The 26,542-nt window shown below is 58.9% G+C and carries 7 protein-coding genes and 2 pseudogenes; 4 read left to right on the forward strand and 5 right to left on the reverse strand.

Annotated features, from left to right (window positions below):
* Positions 1–80: 80 nt before the first annotated feature.
* A complete protein-coding gene (locus ACTJJI_RS20965) occupies positions 81–1,007 on the reverse strand; it encodes a LysR family transcriptional regulator (RefSeq protein WP_063412441.1) in 927 nt (308 codons plus the stop codon).
* 85 nt (positions 1,008–1,092) lie between these two features.
* On the opposite strand from ACTJJI_RS20965, the gene ACTJJI_RS20970 reads away from it, so the two are divergent.
* From ACTJJI_RS20970 to ACTJJI_RS20980, 3 genes and pseudogenes are all read left to right on the forward strand, one after another.
* Positions 1,093–1,569 carry an N-acetyltransferase family protein gene (locus tag ACTJJI_RS20970; RefSeq protein WP_440655485.1) on the forward strand — a complete coding sequence of 159 codons (477 nt, stop codon included), beginning with the start codon at positions 1,093–1,095 and terminating at the stop codon, positions 1,567–1,569.
* Between the two features lie 83 nt (positions 1,570–1,652).
* Positions 1,653–2,332: pseudogene (locus ACTJJI_RS20975) on the forward strand (epoxyqueuosine reductase QueH).
* A gap of 109 nt (positions 2,333–2,441) precedes the next feature.
* On the forward strand, positions 2,442–2,714 hold the full coding sequence (locus ACTJJI_RS20980) for a DUF883 family protein (RefSeq protein ID WP_013096686.1): 273 nt from the start codon (positions 2,442–2,444) through the stop codon (positions 2,712–2,714).
* A 29-nt stretch (positions 2,715–2,743) separates the two neighbouring features.
* On the opposite strand, the gene ACTJJI_RS20985 is transcribed toward ACTJJI_RS20980, so the two are convergent.
* Positions 2,744–4,207, reverse strand: a complete 1,464-nt coding sequence (locus ACTJJI_RS20985) for an EAL domain-containing protein (protein WP_440655486.1) — start codon at positions 4,205–4,207, stop codon at positions 2,744–2,746.
* Between the two features lie 330 nt (positions 4,208–4,537).
* On the opposite strand from ACTJJI_RS20985, the gene ACTJJI_RS20990 reads away from it, so the two are divergent.
* A complete protein-coding gene (locus ACTJJI_RS20990) occupies positions 4,538–5,422 on the forward strand; it encodes a MarR family transcriptional regulator (protein ID WP_257256936.1) in 885 nt (294 codons plus the stop codon).
* Between the two features lie 35 nt (positions 5,423–5,457).
* Here ACTJJI_RS20990 and ACTJJI_RS20995 read toward each other — a convergent pair whose 3' ends face one another.
* The 3 genes and pseudogenes from ACTJJI_RS20995 to ACTJJI_RS21005 all read right to left on the reverse strand — a co-directional run.
* Positions 5,458–6,633 (reverse strand): HlyD family type I secretion periplasmic adaptor subunit, encoded by a 1,176-nt coding sequence (locus tag ACTJJI_RS20995; protein ID WP_440655487.1) that lies wholly within the window; start codon positions 6,631–6,633, stop codon positions 5,458–5,460.
* Positions 6,630–8,810, reverse strand: coding sequence for a type I secretion system permease/ATPase (locus ACTJJI_RS21000; protein WP_440655488.1), 2,181 nt, complete (start codon positions 8,808–8,810; stop codon positions 6,630–6,632). Before ACTJJI_RS21000 ends, ACTJJI_RS20995 begins: the two co-directional genes overlap by 4 nt.
* Positions 8,811–8,881: 71 nt before the next feature.
* Positions 8,882–26,539: pseudogene (locus ACTJJI_RS21005) on the reverse strand (Ig-like domain-containing protein); the annotation flags it as partial.
* Positions 26,540–26,542 lie beyond the last annotated feature (3 nt).

The following is a 26,542-nucleotide window of genomic DNA, read 5'->3' on the forward strand; positions in this document are numbered from 1 at the left end:
ATTATTGCTCATTCCGGACACCTGTCAAACATCCCCTATTTAATCTGCAACCGCAGAAACGAACACGCCCTTTCCTGCGCTCACCCGACTTTCATTTCTGTTGCTAATCTTTGCAACTCTTCTTTCAGCCAGCGGGTTGCGCCCCGCTGACCGCTGCGTTTATGGGAGTAAATTTTCACGTCAAATTTTTGAATAGAGAACGGTAAGGTAAAAATGTTGATATTCACTGCCGCCTTCAGCTTTTCGGCCGCATAGCGGGGAATGGCCATCAGCAGATCGCTTTGCGCCACGATAAACGGTGCGCTGAGCATCGACGGGGTTTTGATCGCAATGTGCCGGGTATAGCCGAGCTCCTCCAGGCGTAAATCCAGCACGCCCTGCTTCTCATTCCAGGGGGTGACTACGAGATGGCGAGCCGCGAGATAATCCTCCAGCGTCAGACGCGTCCGGCTTGTGTTGCTGATGACCACATACTCATCTTCAAACCAGCTTATCTCCTCCAGTTCAGGATGGCGGATCTCCTCCGCCGTACTGAAACCGAGCGCCAGATCCACTTCGCCCGCCAGCAGCTCCGTCAGCGCGGGGCTGTGTGGCAGATAGCGCAGCTCAAAACGCAAACCCGGCGCCGCATCCTGCAATGTGTGCATCAGGGCCGGGAATATACAAAGCGCGGTAAAATCTGTAATCGCAATGTGCAGGCTCTCGCTACTTTTGGTCGCGTCAAACTCCGGCTGCGGGGTAAGCTCATGATTAAGGAACGACAAAGCAGAAGCAATGGACGGCGCGAGCTGTGTGGCATACACGCTGGGTGACATGCGGTGCCCTTCCCGAAAAAATAGCGGATCGTTCAGCGTCGTTCGCAAACGTGACAGCGCATGGCTCAGTGCCGATGTGCTCATCGCTAACTCATCGGCTGCCAGGCGAACCGAACGGTGACGGTAAATGGCGTCGAAAACGGGCAGCAGGTTTAAATCAAGACGTCTCAGGGCGGGATGCATAATATTCATCGTTTGTTGATTTCATTGCACTTAATTCTTCGGACAATACACCGTATGCTTAGCGCCATCAATCGCAAAACATGCAGGAACAACCATGAGCATTACTATTCGTCAGGCCCGCCCCGAGGATGCGGCGGCCATTTACGCCATGATTTATGAGCTGGCGGTCTATGAAAAAGCGCCGGAAGAAGTGATCACCACGCCGGACGAGATCCGCGAAACCCTCTTTGGCGCAGACAGTAAAACCGAAGCGCTAATCGCGGAGTATGAAGGTAAGATCGCTGGCTATGCCGTGTTCTTAACCAGCTATTCAACCTGGCTTGGCCGCAACGGTATCTATATGGAAGACCTGTATGTATCCCCGGATTATCGCGGTAAAGGCGCGGGAAGAGCCTTGCTGAAACATATTGCGCAGCTCGCCGTAAAACGTCAGTGTGGTCGTCTGGAATGGAGCGTACTGGACTGGAACCAGCCAGCGATTGATTTTTACCTGAGCATTGGCGCCCTGCCGCAGTCCGAGTGGGTGCGCTATCGCCTGGATGGAGAAGCGCTGCGGACATTCGCCGGATAAACGCGTCGCGCTGAGCAGAGATCCCGGCTGTGCGGGATCTATGCTACAATTCCATAAATTTCATTAACATATTGTTGAATACCATGAGCACAGCCCCTTTCATTCGTCCTCAACTTACCCTGCCAGACGGCGCTGACAAACTGCTGCTGCACTGCTGCTGCACTCCTGCTGTGCGCCCTGCTCCGGCGAAGTGATGGAGGCCATTCAGGCCTCGGGCATTGATTACACCATCTTCTTCTATAACCCCAATATCCACCCGCAAAAGGAGTACCTCATCCGTAAGGAAGAGAATATTCGTTTTGCTGAAAAACACGGCGTGCCCTTTGTCGATGCGGATTACGATACGGATAACTGGTTTGAACGCGCAAAAGGGATGGAATGGGAGCCTGAACGTGGGATCCGCTGCACCATGTGCTTCGACATGCGTTTCGAACGCACGGCGTTATACGCGGCGGAAAATGGTTTCAGCGTGATCAGCAGCTCCCTTGGCATCTCGCGCTGGAAGAATATGCAGCAGATCAATGATTGCGGTCATCGTGCAGCAGCCCATTATCCGGGCATGGTTTACTGGGATTATAACTGGCGCAAACAAGGCGGCTCATCGCGCATGATTGAGATCAGCAAGCGCGAACAGTTCTATCAGCAGGAGTACTGCGGGTGCGTGTATTCACTGCGGGACAGCAACCTACACCGCAAGTCTCAGGGACGCCCTCTCATCAAAATCGGCAAACTGTTTTATGGCAAAGAGGAATCCGACGAGTAAGACAGCATTCCAGGGGAGACATATCCGAAAACGCGCCTGAATCAGCATTGTGCCTCTCAGATGGCCAAATAGCGGCTATCCTTTAAGTTATCCACAAAAGGAGGTAACAATGTCTGATTTCGACGCTGATAAAAATGCACAGTACGCTGGTGATAAAGCGAAAAATAAACTCGACGAACTGACAGGCTCTGCACAGCAGCAGTTTGGTGAATTCGTTGACTCCCCCAAACATCAGGTGAAAGGTGCAGCACGTAAATATGCTGCGCAGGCCAGTGATGCCGTTTCTGATGTCACTGAAGCGGTCAGAAATAATCCGCTTACCGGCCTGATTGCGGCTGGGGCAGTGGGTATTGTTCTTGGCCTGTTACTCGGCCGTAAATAATTTCAGGCCCCACGGGGCCTTATTTTTCACTAACTAAACATCCGTACCATACGATCTAATTCCTCTTCTTTTACAGCACGAGAAAGATAATATCCCTGGAAACTTTTCACACCTAACGCCACCAGCTTTTCAAATTTTTCCGCGCTATCAACTCCTTCTGCAATACATTCGCTGCCGGTCATGTCACTGTAAATCTGAATCGCTTTAATAAGATTATAATCATTATCATTAGCAACAAACTGCCCGACAATATCCCGGTCAAGTTTTAAGCCATCAAAATGAACCTGTCTTATCGGGAACATAGTCTGATGGCTGGAGAAGCAATCATCTAAAAACAACCTACAGCCCGTACTGCGCAGGCGACGCATGGTTTCCGGGATGGTTTTATCCTTTGTGACATCAATATCTTCAGCGAATTCAAAGACCAGGTTCCCGGCCCACTGGGGGTTAAGTAGCATCTTTATGGCCTTTTTGGCCATTTCGGGTAAGGCATTCCCGGCCGCAAGTTGTGGCGGAATATTGATCGAAAAATAGTATTTCCCGTTATATTTGTTGATGCCAGAAATAGCAGCATGAAGCACCAGCGCAGTGATGTTTAGCCATAATTCACGATTTTTCACCTCAGCCAAAAAATGGGCTGGCTTGAGGATTTTACCGTTTTTATTCCAGCGTAACAAAATTTCAAAACCCACACCTTTTTTATATTTATCAGTAATGATTTGATAGGCAGGGAATATTTCTCGTTTAAGCAACGCGTTAAAAACATCCACCTCGGTACTGGACAGCGGCTCTCTTTTAGTCTGTCTGCCTACCGCTCCTTCAGAAGAATAGCCTTTAGGATCGTTAAGCCACAGGTGAATTAATTGCAGTTTTCTTAAACCTTCCTTACGGTGGGTATAGACCGTTTTATTCGTCAGCCCGAGCTTTTCGCACTGCTGATTAACGGACATTCCCCGGTAGAAGTTTAATAAAACATCTAATTCTCTTTGTGTCAGTCCTTTTTGATGCCCTTTATCACTGCCATCCAGATGACTATTCCGTAATAAGCGAGAACGCTCCTTGTGCGCGCCGGTTGCGTTCTGGTGATGATCACCAATAGCAGTCAGAGTGGCGATGCGTATCTGAGAAAGTTTGTGATTATTATTCAAGAGGCTACGCAGGGTTCCGTACAGCCAGCTGTCAGGAATATCACCATACAGGGTGACCTGGCGGATGACGGGAAGCGTATTGAGAATATCGGCAAGCCGTTTCAGGCTCTCCAGAAGATCCACGATCGCTTTGCCGGGAAAGACCGAAATGGTAGCTTCATGATTTCTGATAATATTACAGACATCTTCCCGGTTGGCGGTGTCGCCATCAAAACGTATATGTGACGCAGATATCCCCTGCTGTTCAAGTAACAGTTGATACCCCTGGAACGTAAAACTGCAGGCTGAAATTACAAATACCTGTGCATGACAATCAGTATTCTTGTGAGATTGGTTTTGAATCATAATGCGCTCCTGGGTACAAAAACACCGTTACCCTGGTCAATAACGACCAGCAAATCGACACTAAACACGTTCGAAAAAGTCACAAGCCTGAATATAACCTGCGTAACAGGTTAATTTTATCTTACCGCTGAACGTTAATACACTGTTATCAACCTTTCCCCCTGCAACATCTTTGCGTTAATCACCGTCCACATCCATATGCAAAGCAAATATAACAATCTTTGCAAATAACGACGGAAAATATTTTCCTCGCAGGGTATAATGAAAATTCCGAAAAAGAAGTCTGGATACTTCATTACATCGGCTTGCTCAAAAAAGAGAAAAAACGCTATGGATAATCATATCTCATCCAGGGCCTTGCTACATCGAAGGGACGTCATTAAGAACAACCCGCGGTTTAGCGAGGCAATAACAGAACACTACAAAATTAATGACAGCATCTATAAAAAACAACCCTTGTTCTACAAAACCATGCTTCAGGAATCACGGTTCAATATCATCCTTTCCATGTGTTGTTTTATTTTCGGTAATCAGGCTGAATCCGTATCAGAGATAAAGGAATTATGTTCGCGATACAAAATCGCCAGCCCAAACAGCGTCATCGCCATCATTACCCTACTGAGAACCACCGGGCGTATTAAGACCTGGCGCTGTACGGAAGATCGCCGCAAGACACGCATCGCCCCCACGCAAAAAGGACTGGATGAACTCAAGCGTTACATGACTGGCGCATTTATCCCCGTCAGCATTCTTTACCCGACATTTAATATCAACATTAACCTGTTAGATAATGATGTGTTACGAAATAATTTTTTCCGGCGGGCGGCAGAGTATCTGTTTCGTGGTTTAACGTTCAGGGCTGTTTTGCCTGAGGTGGGATTGTTTATTGATAAGGATGGCGGTCGAATGATTATGCTTTATATTTACTTACAGGCTGTTAAAAATCAAACTGCCCATGGCGCGATAATCGATTATTCACCTGGCACGCTGGCAAAAGAATTTTTTGTCTCCCGGATCCATGTTGCCCGTATTATTAAAGCCGCACAGGAAGCGGGATATCTTAAAGACAGAGGCGATGGCCGTATGACCATTTACCCTGCATTTATTCAACTCGTTGAAAATTATGCCGGGCTATATTTTGCCTACGTCACGCACTACATTAACGTTGTTCCCAAAGAGCGGCGCCCGAATGGCAACGTGACATCCACGGTATAACCACTGGGCGTTCGGTTTCCCGAACGCCCTTTTCATTAACGTTCCCGCAACGCTTCTTTTGCCTTGTTCAGCGGTTTCAACAGATAATCGAGGATCGATTTACTGCCCGTTTTAATATCGACCGTCGCAATCATCCCCGGAAACACAGGGAAATCTTTACCCTGCTTATTGGTCAGATGGTTACTGTCGGTACGGATATAGACGCGATAGTAGTAAACGTCTCTCTTGACCTCATCCTGAAGGGTATCCGGTGAAATCATGGTCACCTCACCTGCCAGCCCGCCGTAAATCGAGTAGTCATAGGCGGTAATTTTTACCAGCGCTTTTTGACCAGGATGGATAAACGCCACATCACGCGGCGAAATTTTGGCTTCAACCACCATCTGATCGTCAAGAGGCACCAGACTCATCAGTTTACCATTCGGTGGGATGACGCCGCCGACGGTCGTGACGTCGATATCCTTCACAATCCCACGAACCGGGGCATTGAAGGTCAGCCGGGTCAGCGAATCCTCACGCCCTTTCATCACCGAGCGCTGGGCTTCGATCTCCGCATTCGCTTTCGCCAGCTCTTCACGGGCGCGCACGTAATACTGGTTTTTCATTTCGGTGATTTTGTTCTCAAGCTCATTTTTTTGCCGCTCAAGACGTAGCACCGCCACCTTGCTCGCCGCCCCCTGGGTGACCAGCGGACGGGTTAACGACAGCTCACGCTGAACAAGTTCAGCCCCCTGACGTAAACCCGCCAGCCCTTTTTCAAGACTTTCCCGGCGGGACTGGTAGAGCGCCGTTTCCTGTTTGACCAGCTCAACGTCGTCATCCAGCTCTTGCGGAAACGCGAGTTCCGTGTCGTTGACTTCCGCCTTCAGGCGGGCAGCCGTTGCCAGCGCGGCGTTCAGACGAGACTCACTCTCCAGCACGCTGGACTCTGTTTTGGTCCGGTCAAGCTGAGCCAGCTGCTGACCACGTTCGACGATGTCACCTTCGCGCACCAGCAGGCTATGGATAATACCCCCTTCCAGCGACTGGATGACCTGCTCGTGGGAAGACGGTATCACTTTGCCGTTGCCGGTGGTGACTTCATCGAGCTGGAACAGGCTCGCCCAGGCGATAAATACCGCAAGCAGTGCGAACAGGGACCATGCCACCCACGTGGAGCGCGGCAGACGCGGCTCTTTCAGGCGGCTGTTGTAGCGGGATACATCATTCATGCCATACCCTCCCTGACCACTGCGGCCGGTTTCAGGGTCGCGGTACGCTGAGGCGCCTTTTGCGGAGCCATCCCATGCTGACGCAGGATCGCGTCGCGCGGACCGTCCATGACCACTTTCCCGTTTTCCAACACGATGATACGGTCAACCAGATCCAGAATCGGCAGCCGGTGTGTTGCCACCACCAGCGTCCGGCGCTTGCCCAGCCATTGCTGTAAGTGCTGTATAAACTGTTTTTCGCTCATCTCATCCAGCCAGGCGGTAGGCTCGTCCAGCAGGAGAATGTTGGGCGACGTAATCAGGGCGCGCGCCAGCAGTAACGCCTGACGCTGACCACCGGATAACCCGGCCCCCCCTTCATTGATGATGTAGTTCAGCCCCATTTTCTGCTTGCGGACAAACTCCAGCGCACCGCTGTTGACCAGTGCCTGATGAATCTCCTCGTCGGTGGCAAGCGGATTGCCCATCACAATATTGTCGCGCACGGAGCCAAAGAACAGCCGCGCCTGCTGGCTGAGCAACTGCATATCCCGGCGCACGTCGGCGGTGTCGAGATGGTTTAAGGCGATATCGTCCAGCAGAATGCTCCCCTGCTGCGGTTCCTGCATCCCGGCCAGAAGCTGCAGCAAGGTGCTTTTACCGGAGCCGTTGCGCCCCAGCACCGCCACCCGTTCACCGGCGCGGATCTGCAGCTTGCTGATGTTCAGCACGGTCAGTTTTTCCTCTTCGTCGTACCAGAACCCCACGTCCTCAAGCGCATAGTCCCCGCGCAGATGGGCTTTATGGACCTTTTTGCCTTGCTGAGGATCGTCAATCGGGCGCTGCATCAGGTCGTCCAGCCCCTTGCGCGCCACCTTTGCCGACTGCCAGCGCGAGAGCACGCCTGAGATCTGCGACAGCGGCGCGATAGTGCGCGACGCCAGAATCGAGGTCCCTACCAGCGCACCGGTGGTCATGTCGCCGCTGATGACCAGATAACACCCCACCAGCAATACCACCGCGTAGACAATCGACTGCACCTCCTGGGTCCAGGTCAGGAGCAGCCCTGTCAGCCAGCGCTGTTTCATCCCGACGCTGGCCGCCACATCGTTGGTGTTGTTCCACTGATTCTGAAAACGCTGTTCGGCGCGCATCAGCTTGATGTCCTCAATGCCCTGCACCGCCTCCACCAGGGTGGCGTTACGAATGGCGGATTCACGCATCCCTTCGCTGGAGAGTTTTCCCAGCGGGCGCTGCACCAGCAGGCCGGGGATCAGCAGAAGCGGTACGGCGAGCAGAACCACCAGCACCAGCGGACCGCCAATCATCCAGATAATAAAGACAAACAGCAGGAAGAACGGCAGATCGGAAATCGCCGCGATGGTGGTGGAGGTAATCAGCTCGCGCACCGACTCCAGCTCGCGGATCTGGGCGATAAACGAGCCGGTCGATTTGGAGCGGGCCCCGTTTTTGATCCGCAGCGCGTGGGCAAACACCCGCTCGGAGATCCGCAGGTCAGCGCGTTTTCCCACCACATCCGAAATATGTACGCGCAGCATGCGCATAATGAACTCGAACACAATGGCGATCATCACGCCGCCAAACAGTACCCATAGGGTGGCTTCAGACTGCGACGGGACCACTCTGTCATAGACCTGCATGGAAAAGATCATGCCAGAAAGCGCCAGCACGTTGGCGACCAGCGCCACCAGCATGATATCGCTGTAGCGCCGCCAGTCTTTCAGCGCCAGCTGCCAGAACCAGTTTTTCTCATACGGTTTGATGTAGTCATCCACGCGGGCATCCGGTGTGGATTCCAGCGGGCGCAACACCAGCAGCGTTTTCAACCGCGAACCGAGCGCTTCCCGTGTCAGCGTTGTCTCCAGCCCGCCGTCGCCGCTGAATTGCAGGCTGACGTTGCCATCGTTGTCCATGCGGTTAATGACCGCGATTTGGCCACCGGTGAACTCCGCCAGCAGCGGCAGACGCCACGGGTCGAGGGATACCGCTTCAGCCGCCACCACACGCATCCCGAGCCCAAGCTGGCGCGCCATCTCCTCCAGCACCAGCTGGCGCGGAGACTGACTTTCATGGTTAATCGTGACCCGAACGTGCTCCGCCGATAAGTCCAGCCGATAGTGCTTCGCGATGGTGAGCATGCCCTGCAGCCAGGGTTCGTACTGTGGATGTGTCTTCATAATCTCCGGGTTAACGCAATTCGTCTAAAGAAACGCAAAAGGCCGCGAGGATCGCTCCCCGCGGCGTAGTTTTACGCAATTAACAGCTGATGGTTCGCCAGCAGCGTTGCCAGATCCGTCTGGACGCCGTTCAGGGTCACCAGCGTGGTGGGCGAGAACTGACCGCCCGTCCCGTCGAGGTCAACCTGGATCTCGGTATTGCTGCCGTTTTGCACCACGCGGATGTAATCGGTGATGTTGCCCGCGCTGCTGTCCAGCGTGGCCACGCCGTTCACGTAGCTCGCCGAGCCGGTGCCGGTATAGCCGCTGCCGGAGAGCAGGTCGCGCAGGTCAATACGATCCGTGTCCGCCGTCCCTTCCCAGGTACCGACCGTAAAGCCGTTCACCACGTCGTGCCCGTTACCGCCCGTCGCATCCGTCGCGTTGATCAGCTTGTAGAGCAAGGTATCGTGACCGCCGCTGCCGATGTTGAAGGTGTCGTTCCCGCCGCGGCCTTCGAACTGGTTATCACCGCTGTTGCCGGTAATGACGTCGTCGAAGTTCGAGCCGTTAATTCCCTCAATGTTGAGCAGTCGTGACGTACCGAACCCGGTGTCCTGTGCGGTAGAGAGGCGCAGGTCAACGGTCACGCCGGAGGTCGCATTGCGATAATCCACCACGTCCATCCCGCCGGTGTTGCTCCAGGTGTCGTAGTCGGAATGGGTATTCCAGCCGCCGGAGCCGTTATAGGTATAGGTGCCATCCTCTGCGATAAAGGTGTCGTTATACCCGGTCCCGGTAAGGGTCCCGCTGTGACCGCCGGTGGCCGCTTCGGCCGTGAGAACGTAGCCCTCTTTGCCGTTGCCCGCTTCCAGACCGTTCCAGGTGACGTTATCCGACACGCCGTTGGTGATCTTGACGATCTCTGCCGAGTAGGTCTCGTTCGGATCCAGTCCGTAGAAACTCACCAGGGCAGAGGTATCGTTCGAGCCGATACCGGACTGGGCATTGATGATCTGCGACGCCACCAGTACGCCCGCGGCGTTGTACAGGTTGACCGTGTTGCCGTAGTAGGCGTTGATGCCCTCGCTGTCGACAATGTGCAGGTGCATCGCGGTGCCGTCGGCAATGGTTTTGCTGTTTTGTACCAGCACCACCTTGCCATTCTGCTGCGACACCAGCAGATCCTGCGCGCCGTCCCAGTTGTAATCCACCGCGGCCACGCCGGTCGCGTAAGCAATACCGGACGCCAGCTGGCCTGATGTCCAGCTTGAGCCGTAGCCGTTGTTGGTGAACAGAGTCGCCGTCTGCGAGCCGCCGTAGGTGCTGAGCTTGATGATGTCCATCTGCCCGTCACCGTTCCAGTCCACCGCCACCGACAGATAGCCAGCCGTGGCGTTAGAGGCTTCAACCGCGCTCTTGGTCGTGGACAGCTGTCCTGCGCCATTGTTGTAGTAAATCACCCCACCGTTGTTGTTGTAGCTGCTGCCCAGGTACAGATCCATGTAGCCGTCGCCGTTGAAGTCTGCCCACGTCATGGAGGCTGCCGTGGTAGTATTCGAGGCGTTTGCCACAAACACGTTCGTCAGGTTCTGACCGATAGAGAGCGTGCCGTTGCCGTTGTTGTTGATCACGGTTAACGAGTACGCGCCGCTGCGGTTGGTGTGCTGAACAATATCCACCGTACCGTCGTTATTCAGGTCAACGCCGGAGATTTCACGCCCGGAGTCAAACTGACCGTAGAACCCGCCTTCACCGCCGGTGCCGTCCGGCGACAGGACGCCGTTGTTGTTCACCAGATAGGTCAATGAGTCCATACCGGCATCGCCGTACGCCAGATCCAGATAGCCATCCCCGGTTTTGTCGTAGGCAATCACGCCGCCGTACCAGATGGTGGTGCCCATCGCCAGCTGGCTGGCGTTATAGGTGCTGCCATCGTAGGTCCACATCACCTGCGTAGAGCCCGCGTAGGTATTTTCCGTCGCGAAGATATCCTGCGTGCCGTTACGGTCGAAGTCAGCGGCGGTCTGGCTCACCACGTAATAGCCGCGGGTGTTGGTCAGCGTATTGCCAGCATAGGTCGAGCTATCGCTGCTGGAGTAAGACTGGCCGTTAGCAATGATATTCCACAGGCCACTGCTGTTCGTGCCGACGGTCATGGTCGAGTTGTTGCTGTTCCCCGCGGTGGTCGCCCAGTCGGTATTCACGGTGGTGGTATCAATCACCAGGCTGCCATTGGCAATACCGGTGGTGTTACCGTTGCCCGCGCTGCTCTTCACCTGTGCTGTGACGCTATAGCTCGCCACGCCCAGCGCATCGCTGTCCGGGATCTGCAGATACCAGGTGTTGTGATCCGGGTCGACGACGACCGCACCGCCCGTCTGGGAGGTGTAGGTTTTACCGTTCACAATCACCACCAGATATTCCCCGTTCACCAGGTCTGCGGAGACCGTACCGCTGACAATCGGCGTGGTATCGGAGGTGGTCTGGGCGGTAATTGCCGCTGTGGTGGTCGGCACGCGGGTATCGACGTTCAGCACAAACCCGTCCGATTCCGTGTAGTTACCGGCTTTGTCGGTGACGCGCACAATGTAGGTGTGGTTGCCATCGCTCAGGCCGTTGTCCTGGAAGGACCAGCTGGCGCTGCCGTTCATGGTCACCTGACCGAGCAGAATGCCGTCGCGATAGAGCTGCACAATTTCACCGTCGTCCGGGGCGCGGTTCAGCGTACCGTTGATCAGCGGCGAGGTATCATCCGTCGCCACCGACGCGCCGTAAGTGCCCTGACGCTCGCCTTCACCATCGGTGTAGCTCACCACGCTACCCACGGTGGTTGGCGGCGTGGTATCCACCGTCACCACCTGCGACGCGGTGGAGCCAACGTTGCCCGCCTGGTCGATAATTCGTACCTGGTAGGTGTAATCCCCGTCAGGCAGATCGCGGGTATCGGTGTAGCTCCAGCGCTGGTTCGTCACCGTGGTGTCAATCCACGTATTGCCGCCGTCGAGGCTGATCTGCACCCGCTCGTCGCTCGCCAGCGCGCTGCCCAGCGAACCGTTGATGGTCAGCGTGGTGTCCATGGTGATGAAATCACTGCCGGACTGCCCGGTATCCTCGCTGATGCTGTCGATGGTGACGCCGTACTGCGGCGCCTGGGTATCCACCGTCACCGCCTGCGAGGTGGTTGCTCCGACGTTACCCGCCTGGTCAACAACCCGCACCTGGTAGTTGTAGCTACCGTCGATCAGGGTACGCGTATCGTTATAGCTCCACTGCGTGCCGCTCACGGTGGCGTAGACCCAGGTGGTGCCGCCATCCATGCTCACCTGAACGAACTCACCCGCCCCCAGCTCCGCACCGAGCGTGCCGTGCAGGGTGTACGAGGTCGAGCTGGTCAGGAAGTCGTTGTTGTCGAAGCCGGTATCGACGGTGATGTTATCCACGCTCACCGTAATCGCCGCATCCGGGGCGACCGTATCGACGGTCACCTGCTGATGGGCGCTGGCGCCTACGTTACCAGCGGCATCGACCACGCGAACGTAGTAGTCATAGGTGGCGTTACCCAGCGTGCGACCGTCCACGTAGTACCAGGAGTTGCCGGTGACGTTAACGTTTTGCCAGGTCACGCCGCCGTCGATGCTGATCTGCGCGTATTCCCCGTCGGCCAGCGTTGCGCCGAGCGAGCCGTGCAGCGTCAGGGACGTATCGTTAGTGATAAAGTCGCTGCCGCTCAGGCCGGTATCATCGCTGATGCTGTCGATGGCGATCGTTTTGCTGGCATCCGGTGCAACCGTATCAATGGTCACCACCTGGCTGGCGGTGGCGCTGATGTTCCCCGCATCGTCAATGACGCGCAGCTGGTAGTTGTAATCCCCGTCAGCCAGCGTGCGGCCATCAACATAGGTCCAGCTCAAACCGCTGACGCTGACGTCGGTCCAGGTAACGCCGCCGTCGAGGCTAATCTGTGCATGGTCACCGCTGCCCAGCGCCGCGCCCAGCGTCCCTTTCAGGCTGATCTGCGTGTCGCTGGTGATAAAGTCGCTGCCGGACAGACCGGTATCCTGGGTGATGGAATCAACCGTGATCGTCGTGGCCGCAGGCGCGGTCAGATCAATCACCACGTCCTGGCTATCCGTTGCCCCCACGTTGCCCGCATTATCGACAACACGTACCTGGTACTGGTACGTACCGTCGGTCAGGGTGCGGCCGTCGGTGTAGCGCCAGGTTGTGCCGATCACGCTCAGATCACTCCACGTGGCCCCACCGTCCAGGCTGATCTGCGCCTTCTCGTTGTTGCCGAGTTGCGCGGTCAGCGAACCGTTGACGACCACCTGACTGTTATTGGTGATGAAATCAGTCGCGCTCAAACCGGTGTCGTTTTGCAGTGAATCAATGCTGATCCCCATCGACGGCGCGGTGAGATCCACGGTGACGGTGTGGTTGTCGCTGGCGCTGTTGCCGATGGTGTTGCTGACCTGCGCGTTAATCACGTACGAACCGCCGTCCGCCAGCGCGGCCACATCTGCGCTGCCGAGCGTGTAGCGCCAGCTGCCGTCATTCTGCACGGTCGCCGTATAGGTTTTACCGTTCAGCGTAATGGTCACCGTCTGGCCCGCCGGGGCGTCGGTGGTGCCGCTGACAGTCAGCGGCGTGCCGTGCTCGGCGGCGTTGACGATATCGTCCTGCGCAAAGGTGTTAATGGTGATGGTTGGGACATCGCCGTTCAGCGTCACGTCGTGCGTTGCGCTGCCCGGGTTGCCCGCCTTATCGCTCACCGCAGCCGTAATGGTGTAATCCCCGTCGCTCAGGCCGAGGAAATCACGGCCCGGCACGAAGACCGACCACGAACCGTCTGCCGCGACGGTCGCCTGATAACTGTGCCCGTTGAAGGAGACGATCACCGTCTGGCCCTGTTCCGCCGTGGTGGTGCCGCTAATGGTCTGGCCCGCCAGCTGTTCCGCGTTGTTGACGATATCGTCATCGGCCACGGTGCTGATGGTCACGGTTGGCGCAACGGTGTCTACCGTTAAGGTATGCGTGGTTTGACCGTTATTACCCGCCTTGTCGTTCACCGACGCGGTGACCGTCAGCGCGCCTTCGCTCAGGCTGGCAAGATCGGCGGCCGGAACGTCCAGCGTCCAGGTACCGTCGTTGGCCACCGTGGCGGTATAGGATTTACCGCCCAGCGTGACGGTGACGCTCTGGCCCGCTTCCGCGCTGGAAGAGCCGTGTACGGTAAGCGGCTGCTGCGCTTCCGCCGCGTTCAGAACGTCGTCGCCGGACAGCGTGGCAATGCTCACCACCGGCGCAGTGGTGTCCACGCTGATGCCGTGCGTCGCCGACGCGCTGTTGCCCGCGCTGTCCTGCGCCGACACGGACACCTGATAGCTCTCGCCATCGGCCAGGGCGCCCACGTCTGCGGCCGGAACGGTGGTCGTCCAGCTGCCGTCGCTCTGGATGGTGGCCGTATAGCTCTTGCCGTTAAGCGTCACGGTAACCTGCGTGCCGCTGGCGAACTGGGCGCTGGAGCCGTTAATCACCAGTGACGAACCGGCTTCAGCCGCGTTGATGACGTCGTCACCGCTAATGGTGTTCACCGTCAGCGCCACGGAGGCCGTATTCACCACCACATCGTGGGTCTGGGTGCTGCTGTTGCCCGCGCTGTCGGTAATGGTCGCGCTGAGGGTCACGGTGCCGTCGGTCAGTGCGGAAATCACGCTGGCCGGAACGCCCACGCTCCAGCTGCCGCTGGCGTCAACGGTGGTGGTGTACTGGTTCGAACCGATGGTGATAACCACCTTATCGCCGACGCTCGCGCCGGTTGCGGTGCCGCTGACGATCTGCGCCTGACCGTGCTCCACGCTGTTGATGACGTTATCGCCCGCCACGACGTTAAAGCTAACGGTCGGCGGCGTGGTATCAAGCGTAATCGCTTTGCCCGCGCTGCCCGGGTTACCCGCGGCGTCGCTCACGCTAACCTGTACGGTGTAGCCGTTATCCGCCAGTGCGGACAGGTCGGTGCCCGGTACGTTCACGCTCCAGAGGCCACCCTGCTGTACCTGCGCGGTATAGCTCTTACCGCCCAGCGTCACGGTGACGGTCTGCCCGACTTCCGCCGTGGTGGTGCCGGAAATGGTCACGCCCGCAGCGGCTTCGCTGCCGTTAATCACGTTATCGCCAGCGACCGTATCAATGCTTACGCCTGGCGCGGTCGTATCTACGCTGTACTCGCGGCCCGCCGAGGCGCTGTTGCCGTTGACGTTGGTGACGCTCACCTGCACGCTGGCCTCGCCATCCTTCAGGCCCGCCAGATCCATGGACGGCACGGTGGCGGTCCAGTTGCCGTCGGCATCGACGGTGGCGGTGTAAGACTTGCCGCCAAAGGTGATGGTAACGGTCTGGTTTTCTTCCACGTTGCTGGTGCTACCGGAGAGCACCAGATCCGCACCTTTCTCCGCCGCGTTAATCACGTCGTCGGTGGCAATCGCATCAATGCTCACGGCGACCGCTGCCAGATCCACGTTCACATCGTGGTTAATGGAGACCGGGTTACCCGCGGTACTCTGGCCTGCCACGGTCACGGTGACCGTACCGGCCGCCAGGGCCCCGACGTCTGCCGCCGGGATCGCCGCACTCCAGGTGCCGTCGGCCAGCACCGAAGCCGCATAGGTTTTGCCATTCAGGGTCACGGTGAGCGTTGTGCCCGCCGCCAGCCCGTCGCTGGAACCGGTGACGATCAGGTTCTGGCCATGCTCGATGCTGTTGATCACATCGTCGCCCGCCACGGTGTCCACACGCAGACCCGGCAGGTTGGCGTCGATGGTGATATCGCGTTCGCCCGCACCGGTGTTGCCGTGGCCGTTGGTGACGGTCGCTGATACCGTCAGGTCGCCGTTGCCGAGCGCGGTCAGGACGTCGGATGGGACGTTAACAGACCAGCTCAGATCGCTCTGCACCGTCGCGGTGTAGCTGTTGCCGCCAATCGTCACGGTTACGGTATTACCCGCTTCGGCATTCGCCACGATACCGCTGATGGTCTGGCCTGCCGCCACTTCCGCCGCGTTGATGACGTTGTCGCCCGCCACGGTGTTGATGGTGACGGTCGGCAGCGCGGTATCGACCAGCAGGTTCGCGGTCGTGCTGATGCTGTTACCCACGCCGTTGGTGGCGGTCGCATTCAGGGTGTAGTTCGCCTGACCCAGCCCCGCCAGATCGGCGGCCGGAACCGTCAGGCTCCAGGTGCCGTCCGCCGCCGTGGTGGCCGTGTAGTTTTTACCGTTCAGGGAAACGGTCACCACGGTACCTTCCGCCAGGTTGGCGCTGGTGCCGCTGATGCTCAGATCCTGGCCTTTCTCCACCGCGTTCAGGACGTTGTCATCGCTGATAGCGTTGAAATTGACTGAAGGCAGACCGGTGTCCACAGTCACGCTATGGGTGCCGGAACCGGTATTGCCCGCCGCGTCAGTGACGGACGCCGTGACGGTCACGCTGCCGTCGCTGAGGCCAGAAATAACGTTGGCGGGTACGCCCACGCTCCAGTTGCCCGCCGCGTCGAGCACGGTGGTGTAGCTCTGGCCGCCAATCGTCACGGTGACCTTATCACCCGGTGCCGCACCGGTGGCGGAGCCACTGACGATCTGCGCCTGCGCGTGCTCGGCCACGTTAATCACGTCGTCACCGGCAATGGTATTGATGGTCACCTGAGGCACGGTCAAGTCCACCGTCAGATTATGATCAACCGACGCCGGGTTACCCGCCTTGTCGCTGACCGATGCGGTGACGGTCACGCTGCCATCGCTGAGCGCCGCCAGATCCGCCGCCGGAACGCTCAGCGTCCAGCTGCCGTCCGCGCCTGCGGTTGTGGTGTAATCTTTGCCGTTCAGCGTCACGGTCACCGTCTGGCCCGCTTCTGCGGTGGTGGTGCCGGACACGGTCAGATCGGACTGCGCTTCAGCGGCGTTCAGAATGTCGTCGGCCGCCAGGATGTTGATGGTCACGGACGGCGCGGTGGCATCCACGCTGTACTCACGGCCCGCCGAGGCGCTGTTGCCGTTGACGTTGGTGACGCTCACCTGCACGCTGGCGTCGCCATCCTTCAGGCCCGCCAGATCCGCCGCTGGCACGGTTGCGGTCCAGTTGCCGTCGGCATCGACCTGCGCGGTATAGATTTTACCGCCCATGCTCAGGGTGACGGTCTGCCCGGCTTCCACGTTGGTGGTGGCGCCAGACAGCACCAGATCCGCGCCCTTCTCCGCCGCGTTAATCACGTCGTCGGTGGCAATGGCGTTGATGCTGATGGCAACCGTTGCCAGATCCACGGTGACATCATGGCTGATGGTAATCGGGTTACCCGCCGTGCTGTCGCCGGTGACGCTGATCTTCACGGTGCCTTCCGGCCACGTGCTCACGTCCGCCGCCGGGACTGCCGCGCTCCAGGTGCCGTCCGCCAGCACCGTTGCGGAATAGTCTTTCCCGTCGACGGTCACAGTCAGCGCGGTGCCAGGGGTAAGCCCGTCGCTGGAGCCGGTGATAATCAGGTTCTGGTTGTGCTCGATGGTGTTGATCACATCATCGCCCCCCACGGTGTCCACACGCAGGCCCGGCAGGTTGGCGTCGATAGTGATGTCGCGTGCGCCAGAGCCGGTATTGCCGTGGCCGTTGGTAACGGTCGCGGTGACGCTCAGGCTGCCGTTGCCGAGCGCGGTCAGGACGTCGGACGGCACGTTCACGGACCAGCTCAGATCGCTCTGCACCGTCGCGGTGTAGCTGTTGCCGCCAATCGTCACGGTTACGGTATTACCCGCTTCGGCATTCGCCACGGTACCGCTGATCGTCTGGCCTGCCGCCACTTCCGCTGCGTTAATCACGTTATCGCCCGCCACGGTGTTGATGGTGACGGTCGGCAGCGCAGTGTCGACCAGCAGGTTCGCACTGTTGCTCACGCTGTTGCCCACGCCGTTGGTGGCGGTCGCATTCAGGGTGTAGTTCGCCTGACCCAGCCCCGCCAGATCGGCAGCCGGAAACGTCAGGCTCCAGGTGCCGTCCGCTGCCGTGGTGGCCGTGTAGTTTTTACCGTTCAGGGTCACGGTCACCACGGTACCTTCCGCCAGGTTGGCGCTGGTGCCGCTGACGTTCAGATCCTGACCTTTCTCCACCGCGTTCAGGACGTTGTCATCGCTGATAGCGTTGAAATTGACTGAAGGCAGGCCGGTATCAATGGTCAAGTTGTGGCTGCCGGAACCGGTGTTGCCCGCCGTGTCAGTGACTGACGCCGTGACGGTCACTGTGCCGTCGCTGAGGCCGGAAATCACGCTCGCCGGTACGCCCACGCTCCAGTTGCCCGCCGCGTCCAGCACGGTGGTGTACGTCTGGCCACCAATCGTGACGGTGACCTTATCGCCCGGTGCCGCACCGGTGGCGGTGCCGCTGATGATTTGTGCCTGGCCGTGTTCTGCGATGTTAATGACATCGTCGCCCGCGATGGTGCTGATGGTCACCTGAGGCACGGTCAAGTCCACCGTCAGATTATGATCAACCGACGCCGGGTTACCCGCCTTGTCGCTGACCGATGCGGTGACGGTCACGCTGCCGTCGCTGAGCGCCGCCAGATCCGCCGCCGGGACGTTCAGCGTCCAGTGACCGTCTGAACCGACCGTTGCAGTGTAGTCCTTGCCGTTCAGCGATACGGTTACCGTCTGTCCCGCTTCGGCGGTGCTGGTACCGGAGATCGCCAGGTCAGATTGTGCCTCCGTGGCGTTGAGGATGTCGTCCAGGGCAATCGTATTAATGGTCACGGACGGCGCGGTGGTGTCCACGCTGTACTCGCGCCCCGCAGAGGCACTGTTGCCATTGTCGTTGGTGACGCTCACCTGCACGCTGGCATCGCCGTCCTTCAGGCCAGTCAGATCGGCCGCTGGCACCGTGGCGGTCCATTTACCGTCAGCACCCACGGTTGCAGTGTAGAGCTTGCCAGCTAAGGTGATCGTGACGGTCTGGTTTTCTTCCACGTTGCTGGTGCTGCCGGAGAGCACCAGATCCGCGCCCTTTTCAACCGCGTTAATCACATCGTCTGTGGCAATGGCGTCGATGCTGATGGCAACATTTGCCAGATCTACCGTCACGTTGTGACTGATGGACACCGGGTTACCTGCGCTGCTTTGCCCTTCAACGGTCACGGTGACCGTTCCTGCAGCCAGTGCGCCGACATCCGCTGCCGGGATCGCCGCGTTCCAGGTGCCGTCGGCCAGCACGGTCGCCGGATACGTTTTACCGTTTACGGTGACGGTCAAGGTGGTACCTGCGGTCAGGCCATCGCTGGATCCGTTCACAATCAGGTTTTGACCGTGTTCGATGCTGTTGATCACGTCGTCACCCGCCACGGTATCCACGCGCAGGCCCGGCAGGTTAGCGTCTATCACGATTTCGCGCTCGCCCGTTCCGCTATTGCCCACATTGTTGGTCACGCTGGCGCTCACCGTCAGTTCGCCGTTACCCAGCGCCGTCAGGACCGATTCCGGCACATCGACGGACCAGGTCAGATCGTTCTGCACCGTTGCGGTCCAGGTGTTGCCGCCAATCGTCACGGTCACGGTGTTGCCTGCTTCGGCATTCACCACCTTACCGCTGATGGTCTGACCTGAGGCCACTTCCGCTGCGTTAATGACGTCGTCACCTGCAATGGTGTTGATGATCACCCCCGGCAGTACGGATTCCACGTTCACGGTGTGCGACGTGCTGGTGCTGTTGCCGACGCTGTCCGTTGCCGATGCGGTAACGGTGTACAACGCTTCACCCAACGCGCCGACCTGATCCGCCGGAACGGTGGTGGTCCATTTCCCGTTGCTGTCGACCATCGCGCTGTACGCTTTGCCGTTCAGCATCACGGTCACTACCGCGCCTGTCGCCAGGCCGGAAGCCGTACCGGAGATCGTCAGATCCTGGGTTTTCTCGGTGTTGTTGATCACATCGTCACCGGAAACGGTGTCAATGGTCAGTACCGGCGCGGTCAGGTTCACCTCCACGCCGTGCGTGGCGCTGTTGCTGTTGCCCGCTTTATCGGTCAGCGCCGCGGTAATAGTGTAATCCCCGGCCGCCAACGCGGTGACGTCCGCCGCAGGCACGCCCACGCTCCAGTTGCCTGAGGCATCCAGGGTGGCGGTGTAGGATTTGCCGTTGAGGGTAACGGTGACCACGTCGCCCGCCGCCGCGCCGGTTACGGAACCCGTGACAATCAGCGCCTGCGCATGCTCGGCGCTGTTGATCACGTCGTCGTCGGACACGGTGTTAATGGTTAGCTGTGGCACTGTGGTATCCACCAGCACATCGCGATCCGCAGAGGCCGGGTTACCCGCTTTATCGGAGACGGCGGCACTGATGGTGTAGTTGCCGTCGGTAATCGCGCCCACGTCTGCAGACGGCACGGTCACGCTCCAGCTGCCGTTCGTTTGTACGGTGGTGGTGTAGTCCACGCCGTTCAGGGTCACGGTGACGGTCTGGCCCGCTTCGGCGTTGGTCACGCCGTTAACGACCAGATCCTGCTGCGCTTCGGCCGCATTGATGATGTTGTTGTCGCTGACAATTTCAATAGATACCGTCGGCGCGGTGGCGTCCACGCTGTACTCGCGGCCTGCCGACGCGCTGTTGCCGTTCACGTTGGTGACGCTCACCTGCACGCTGGCATCGCCGTCCTTCAGGCTGCCCAAATCGGCGGACGGTACGGTCGCCGTCCAGTTGCCGCTGGCATCGACCGTCGCGGTGTACGACTTGCCGCCGAAAGTGATGGTAACGGTCTGGTTTTCTTCCACATTGGTGGTCGAGCCGGACAGCACCAGGTCCGCGCCTTTCTCTGCCGCGTTAATCACGTCGTCGGTGGCGATGGCGTTGATGCTGATGGCAACGGTCGCCAGATCCACCTTCACGTCGTGGCTGATGGAAACCGGATTGCCCGCCGCGCTCTGGCCTTCCACGGTCACGGTGACCGTGCCCGCATTCAGCGCGCTGACGTCTGCCGCAGGAATGGCCGCCGTCCAGGTGCCATCCGCCAGCACGGTAGCCGCGTAGGTTTTACCGTTGACGGTGACCGTCAGCGCAGACCCGCTCGCCAGCCCGTCGCTGGAGCCGGTAATAATCAGGTTTTGCGCGTGTTCGATGCTGTTGATCACATCATCGCCCGCCACAGTATCGACGCGCAGGCCCGGCAGGTTGGCGTCAATAGTAATGTCGCGCTCGCCAGTTCCGGTGTTGCCGTGGCCGTTGGTGACGCTGGCTGACACCGTCAGTTCGCCGTTACCGATGGCGGTTAAGACCGTGGACGGCACGTTGACCGACCAGCTCAGATCGTCCTGAACCGTCGCGGTATAGGTATTGCCGCCGACTGAAACAGTGACAGTGTCACCGCTCGCCGCGCCGCTCACTTTGCCGCTCAGGGTCTGCCCGGCAGCCACTTCCGCTGCGTTAATGACATCGTCCGTGGCAACAGGGTTGATGGACACCTGCGGCAGCGCGCTGTCGACCAGCACGTTATGGCTGGTGTTTGCACTGTTGCCTGCGGTGTCGGTTACGCTCGCCGTCACGCTGTAGTTCGCTTCCCCCAGAGCCGACACGTGAGCAGCCGGAACGGTCACGCTCCAGTTGCCGCTGGCGTCGGTGGTGGCCGTATAGCTGATACCGTTCAGGGTCACCGTAATGGTGGTGCCGTCCGGCTGGTTGCTGGTGCCGGACACCAGCAGATCCTGACCTTTCTCGGTCGCGTTGATCACGTCGTCAACCGCCAGGGTATTGATGGCAACCACCGGCGCGGTCAGGGAGACGTCAAACTCGTGCGTCGCGGTGGTGCTGTTGCCGGCTTTATCGGTGAGTGTCGCGGAAATCGTCTGGTCGCCGTTTGCCAGCGCGCCCACGTCCATCGCCGGAACGCCCACGCTCCAGCTGCCGGACGCATCCAGCATGGCGGTGTAGTCTTTGCCGTTCAGGCTCAGGGTAATCACGTCGCCCGCCTGCGCACCCGTTACCTTACCGGAGACGATCAGCGCCTGGCCGTGCTCGGCAATATTCACGACGTCGTCGCCCGCAACGATGTTGAACGAAATCTGCGGTACGGTGGTGTCGACCAGCACCGAGGAGCCCGCGCTGACCGGGTTGCCTGCCTTATCGGACACGCTCGCCGTTACCGCCGCGCTGCCGTCGGTGATGCCTGCCATATCCGCCGCCGGAACGTCGAGCGTCCAGCTGCCGTCCGCCTGCACCTGCGCGGTGTACTGATTGCCGTTGAAGGTCACGGTGACCGTCTGGCCTGCTTCGGCAGTAGAGGTGCCGCTCAGGGTCAGATCCTGTGCCGCCTCTGCCGCGTTCAGCATATTGTCATTGCTGATGGTGTTGATGGTCACCGTCGGCGCGGTGGTATCGACGCTGAATTCCTGCGCCGAAGACGCCGCGTTGCCGTTCACGTTGGTGACGCTGACCTGCACGCTGGCGTCGCCGTCTTTCAGGCTGCTCAAATCAGCTGACGGTACGGTCCAGGTCCAGTCGCCGTTGGCATCCACCGTGGTGGTATAGGTTTTACCCGCGAAGGTGATGGTCACGGTCTGACCCGCTTCAACGTTGGACGTGGTGCCGGAAAGCACCAGGTTCTGGCCTTTTTCCGCCGCGTTGAGCACGTTATCGTCGGTCACGCTGCTGATGGTGATGGCGACAGGCGCGAGATCGACGTCCACGACGGTCCCGATAGCCACCGGGTTGCCGGAGGCATCCTGCGCGCTTGCCTTGATATCCAGCGAACCGTCCGCCCACTGGGACACATCCGCCGCCGGCACCGCCGCCTGCCAGGTGCCGTCCGCCAGTACCGTTGCGGAATAATCTTTGCCGTTGATGGTCACGGTCACGGTGCTGCCCGCCGCCAGATCGCTACTGGTACCAGACACAATCAGGTTCTGCGCGTGTTCAATCACGTTAATCACGTCATCACCTGCGACGGTATCAATCCGCAATCCCGGGAGCTGGGCGTCGATGTTGAAGTCGAGAGAAGAGGAGCCGGTATTGCCGTGCGCGTTGGTCACGCTGGCGGATACGGTGAGGTCGCCGTTGCCGAGCGCGGTAAGCTGGCTCTCGCTTAACGGCAGGCTCCAGGTGAGATCGTCCTGCACGGTAGCGGTATACGTCTGGCCGCCAAGGATAATAGTGACAGTGTCACCTGACGCCGCGTTCGTCACCTTACCGGTCAGGGTTTGTCCTGCCGCCACTTCCGCTGCGTTAACGATATTGTCGCCCGCCAGGGTGTCGATCGTCACCACCGGCAGCGAGCTGTCCACCAGCACATCGTGTGAGGTTGAGGCGCTGTTGCCTACGCTATCCGTGACGCTCGCCGTCACGGTGTAATGGGCTTCTCCCAGCGCGCTAACGGCCGAGGCCGGTACGGTCACGCTCCAGTTACCGCTGGCGTCAGTAGTGGCGTTGTAATTGATGCCGTTCAGGTTAACGGTGATGCTGGTCCCTTCTGGCTGGTTACTTGTGCCGGAGAGCAGCAGATCTTCACCCTTCTCGGTCGCGTTAATCACGTCGTCCGCCGCCAGCGTGCTGATGGCGATAACAGGCGTCACGGTATTCACCACCACATCCAGTGAACTGCTTCCGGTATTGCCGGATCGGTCGGTCACGGAGACATCGATGGTCCAGGTACCGTCCGTCAGACCCTGCACGACGGACGCGGGCAGGCCAAGGCTCCAGTTGCCCGCCGCATCCACCACCGTGGTGTAATCGACGCTGTTAATGGTGATGGTCACCCGATCGCCCGCTGCCGCACCGGTGACCGAGCCGCTCAGGATCTGCGCCTGTGAATGCGCGAGCTGGTTAACGGTATTGGTATCGGTGACAAAGTCGTTGATGGTTACCTGCGGGACGGTCGCATCCACCAGCCCAACGCGGTCTGCGCTGCTGCTGTTGCCCGCCACGTCACTCACGGTTGCCGTCACCGTGACGGTGCCGTCGGTCAGAGCGCCGACATCCGCAGCCGGTACGTTCACCGTCCAGGTCCCGTCACTCTGGACGGTGGTCTGATAGTGCTTGCCATTCAGCGTAACGGTAACCGTCTGTCCCGCCTCAGCATTGCTGCTGCCGCTTAAGGTCAGATCCTGCTGCGCTTCGGCCGCATTAATGATGTTGTCGTCGGTCAGGTTATCGATCGTAATGGACGGCGGTAAGGTATCCACGGTCACCACGCGCGACGCGTCGGCGCTGTTGCCACTGACGTTCGTCACGCTGACGCTGACCTGCGCGCGTCCGTCGATCAGCGTCTCCATGGCGCTGGCCGGCACGGTCAGGCTCCAGGAGCCGTCCTGCTGCACCTGCGCGGTAAAGGTCTGGTCGGCGAATTTCACCACTACGGTCTGCCCCGCTTCCACGCCCAGCGTCTGGCCCGACAGCACAAGATCGGCACCTTTTTCAGCCGCATTCAGCCTGTCATCGCTGCTGATGGTATCGATGGTCACCGCCACGGCGTTCAGATCGAGTTCAATCGGGTGTTCAGCCGCAACGGTATTGCCCCAGGCATCTACCGCGCTGACGCTAACCGTCATGCCGCCCGCCGTCCAGGCCTGCAGGTCCGCCGCCGGAACGCCGATCTGCCAGTTGCCGCTGGCGTTAACCGCGGTAACGTACTCAACGTTGTTGATGGTGACGACAATCTGCGTCCCCGCGACCAGATGGGTACTGGAGCCGGTGACGCTCAGATCCTGCTGCTGTTCAATGGCGTTAATCACGTCATCGCCGGAAATGGTGTTCACGCGCAGGCCCGGCAGCTCCGCGTTGATATTGATATCACGCTCGCCGGTCCCGGTATTGCCATGCGCGTTAGTGACGGAGGCGCTGAAGGTCAAATCGCCGTCGCCGAACGCCTGAAGATCCGCTGACGGGATTTTCACGCTCCAGGTCAGATCGCTGCCAACCGTTGCGGTGTAGCGCTTGCCGCCGACGGTGACAGAGACGGTATCGCCTGCCGCCGCGCCGGTAACGCGTCCGCTGAGGGTTTGATCGACGCCCGCTTCGGCGTTATTGACCAGGTTGTCGCCCGCAAACGTATTGATAATGACCTGCGGCAGCACGGTGTCCACCAGCAGATTCGCCTCGGCAGAGCCGCTGTTACCCACGCTGTCGGTGCCGCTGACGCTCACGGTGTAAAGGGTGTTCGCCAGATTCAGCACGTCAGAAACCGGCACCTGAACCGTCCAGATACCGTTTTCAACCGTGGCCTGATAGTCAACGTTGTTTAACGTGACGGTGATGGCGCTGCCGTTCGGCAGGTTGCTGGTGCCGCTCAGGCTCAGGGGCTGCATCGCCTCCTGCGCGTTCAGGACATTATCCTGGCTGATGGCGTCAATCGTGAATTCCGGCGGGTTGCCGCTCAGCGTCACGCCGTGCGTCGCGCTGCCGGTGTTGCCCGCAGCATCAGTGACGGAGACAGAAATCGTGTGGCTGCCCTCACCGAGTGCGCCGATGACGGAGGCAGGCACGCCGACGCTCCAGCTGCCGTCGGCAAGCACCACGCCGGTAAAGCTCTGGCCGCCAACGGTCACGGTCACCACGTCGCCTGCCGCCGCGCCGCTCGCCTTCCCGGAAACAATCTGCGCCTGGCCCTGCTCGCTGGTGTTCAGAATGTCGTCACCCGCGACGGTGTTGATCGTCACAACGGGAGCGGCGGTATCAACCGTGAAATCGGCAGTGGTGGAAGAACCGTTACCCGCTTTGTCGCTGACGTTGACCGTCAGGGTGTGTCCGCCGTTAGCCATCGCCTGTACTTCACCGGCAGGAAGCGTGACGGACCAGGTGCCGTCGCTGCCCACGGTCGCCGTGTGATTTTTACCGTTCAGCGTGACCGTCACAATCTGGCCCGCTTCCGCATCGGTTTTACCGCTAATCGTCAGCGGCTGATTATGTTCAGCGGCGTTAATGATATTGTCCTGCGCGATCGCGTTCACGGAGAGCGCAGGCGCAACGGTATCGACGCCAATCGTCTGACTGCCGCTCACGATATTACCCGCCGCGTCTTTGCCGCTCACGTTGACCGTCCAGGTGCCGTCGCCCAGCGCCTGCGCGTCTGCGGCAGGCACCTTCACGCTCCACGCGCCATGGGTGCCCACGTTCGCGGTATAGGTTTTGCCGTTCAGCGTGACGGTCAGTTCCGTTCCCTGCGCCAGGTTTTTGCTGGCACCCGAGAGCGTAAAGCCTGCAGATTGCTCGCTGGCGTTGATGACGTTATCGCCCGCCGTTGTTGCCAGCGTTACGCTCGCCTCGGCAGTGTCAACGGTCACCGTGATGCTACCTGCGGAGGTGGTTTTACTGCCGTCGATTTGCACCACTGACCAGGTATGCTCCCCGTCAGCCTGGGTGGGAAGTTGTACTGTCCAGGTCCCCTCTTTACTGACCATGGCGCTGGCAATGGTGCTGCCGCTGCTGTCTTTGATCTGAATGGTCGCACCCGGCTGGCCGGTACCGCTAAAGGTTGGTGTGTTATCGTCAGTGATCGCTTTTGCACTCAACACACCCTGCTTGTCACCCGTATTATCGGTGAGCAAAAAGGTCGGCGTTGCGCTCTCAACGTCTTTCGTATTATCAATAACTTTCGTTTTTGTTTCCCCGTCACCCCCGTGCGCAAGCAGTGCACCGATGGCACCGCCGCCTAATGCCGCCCCCGCAATCCAGCCCCACGGTGCATCGCTCAGCAAACTGCCCTGCTCAAGGAAGGGTTCAATGCTGCTGATTGG

The organism is Enterobacter sp. 22466 (assembly GCF_052044775.1).
Classification (GTDB): Bacteria; Pseudomonadota; Gammaproteobacteria; order Enterobacterales; family Enterobacteriaceae; genus Enterobacter; species Enterobacter dissolvens.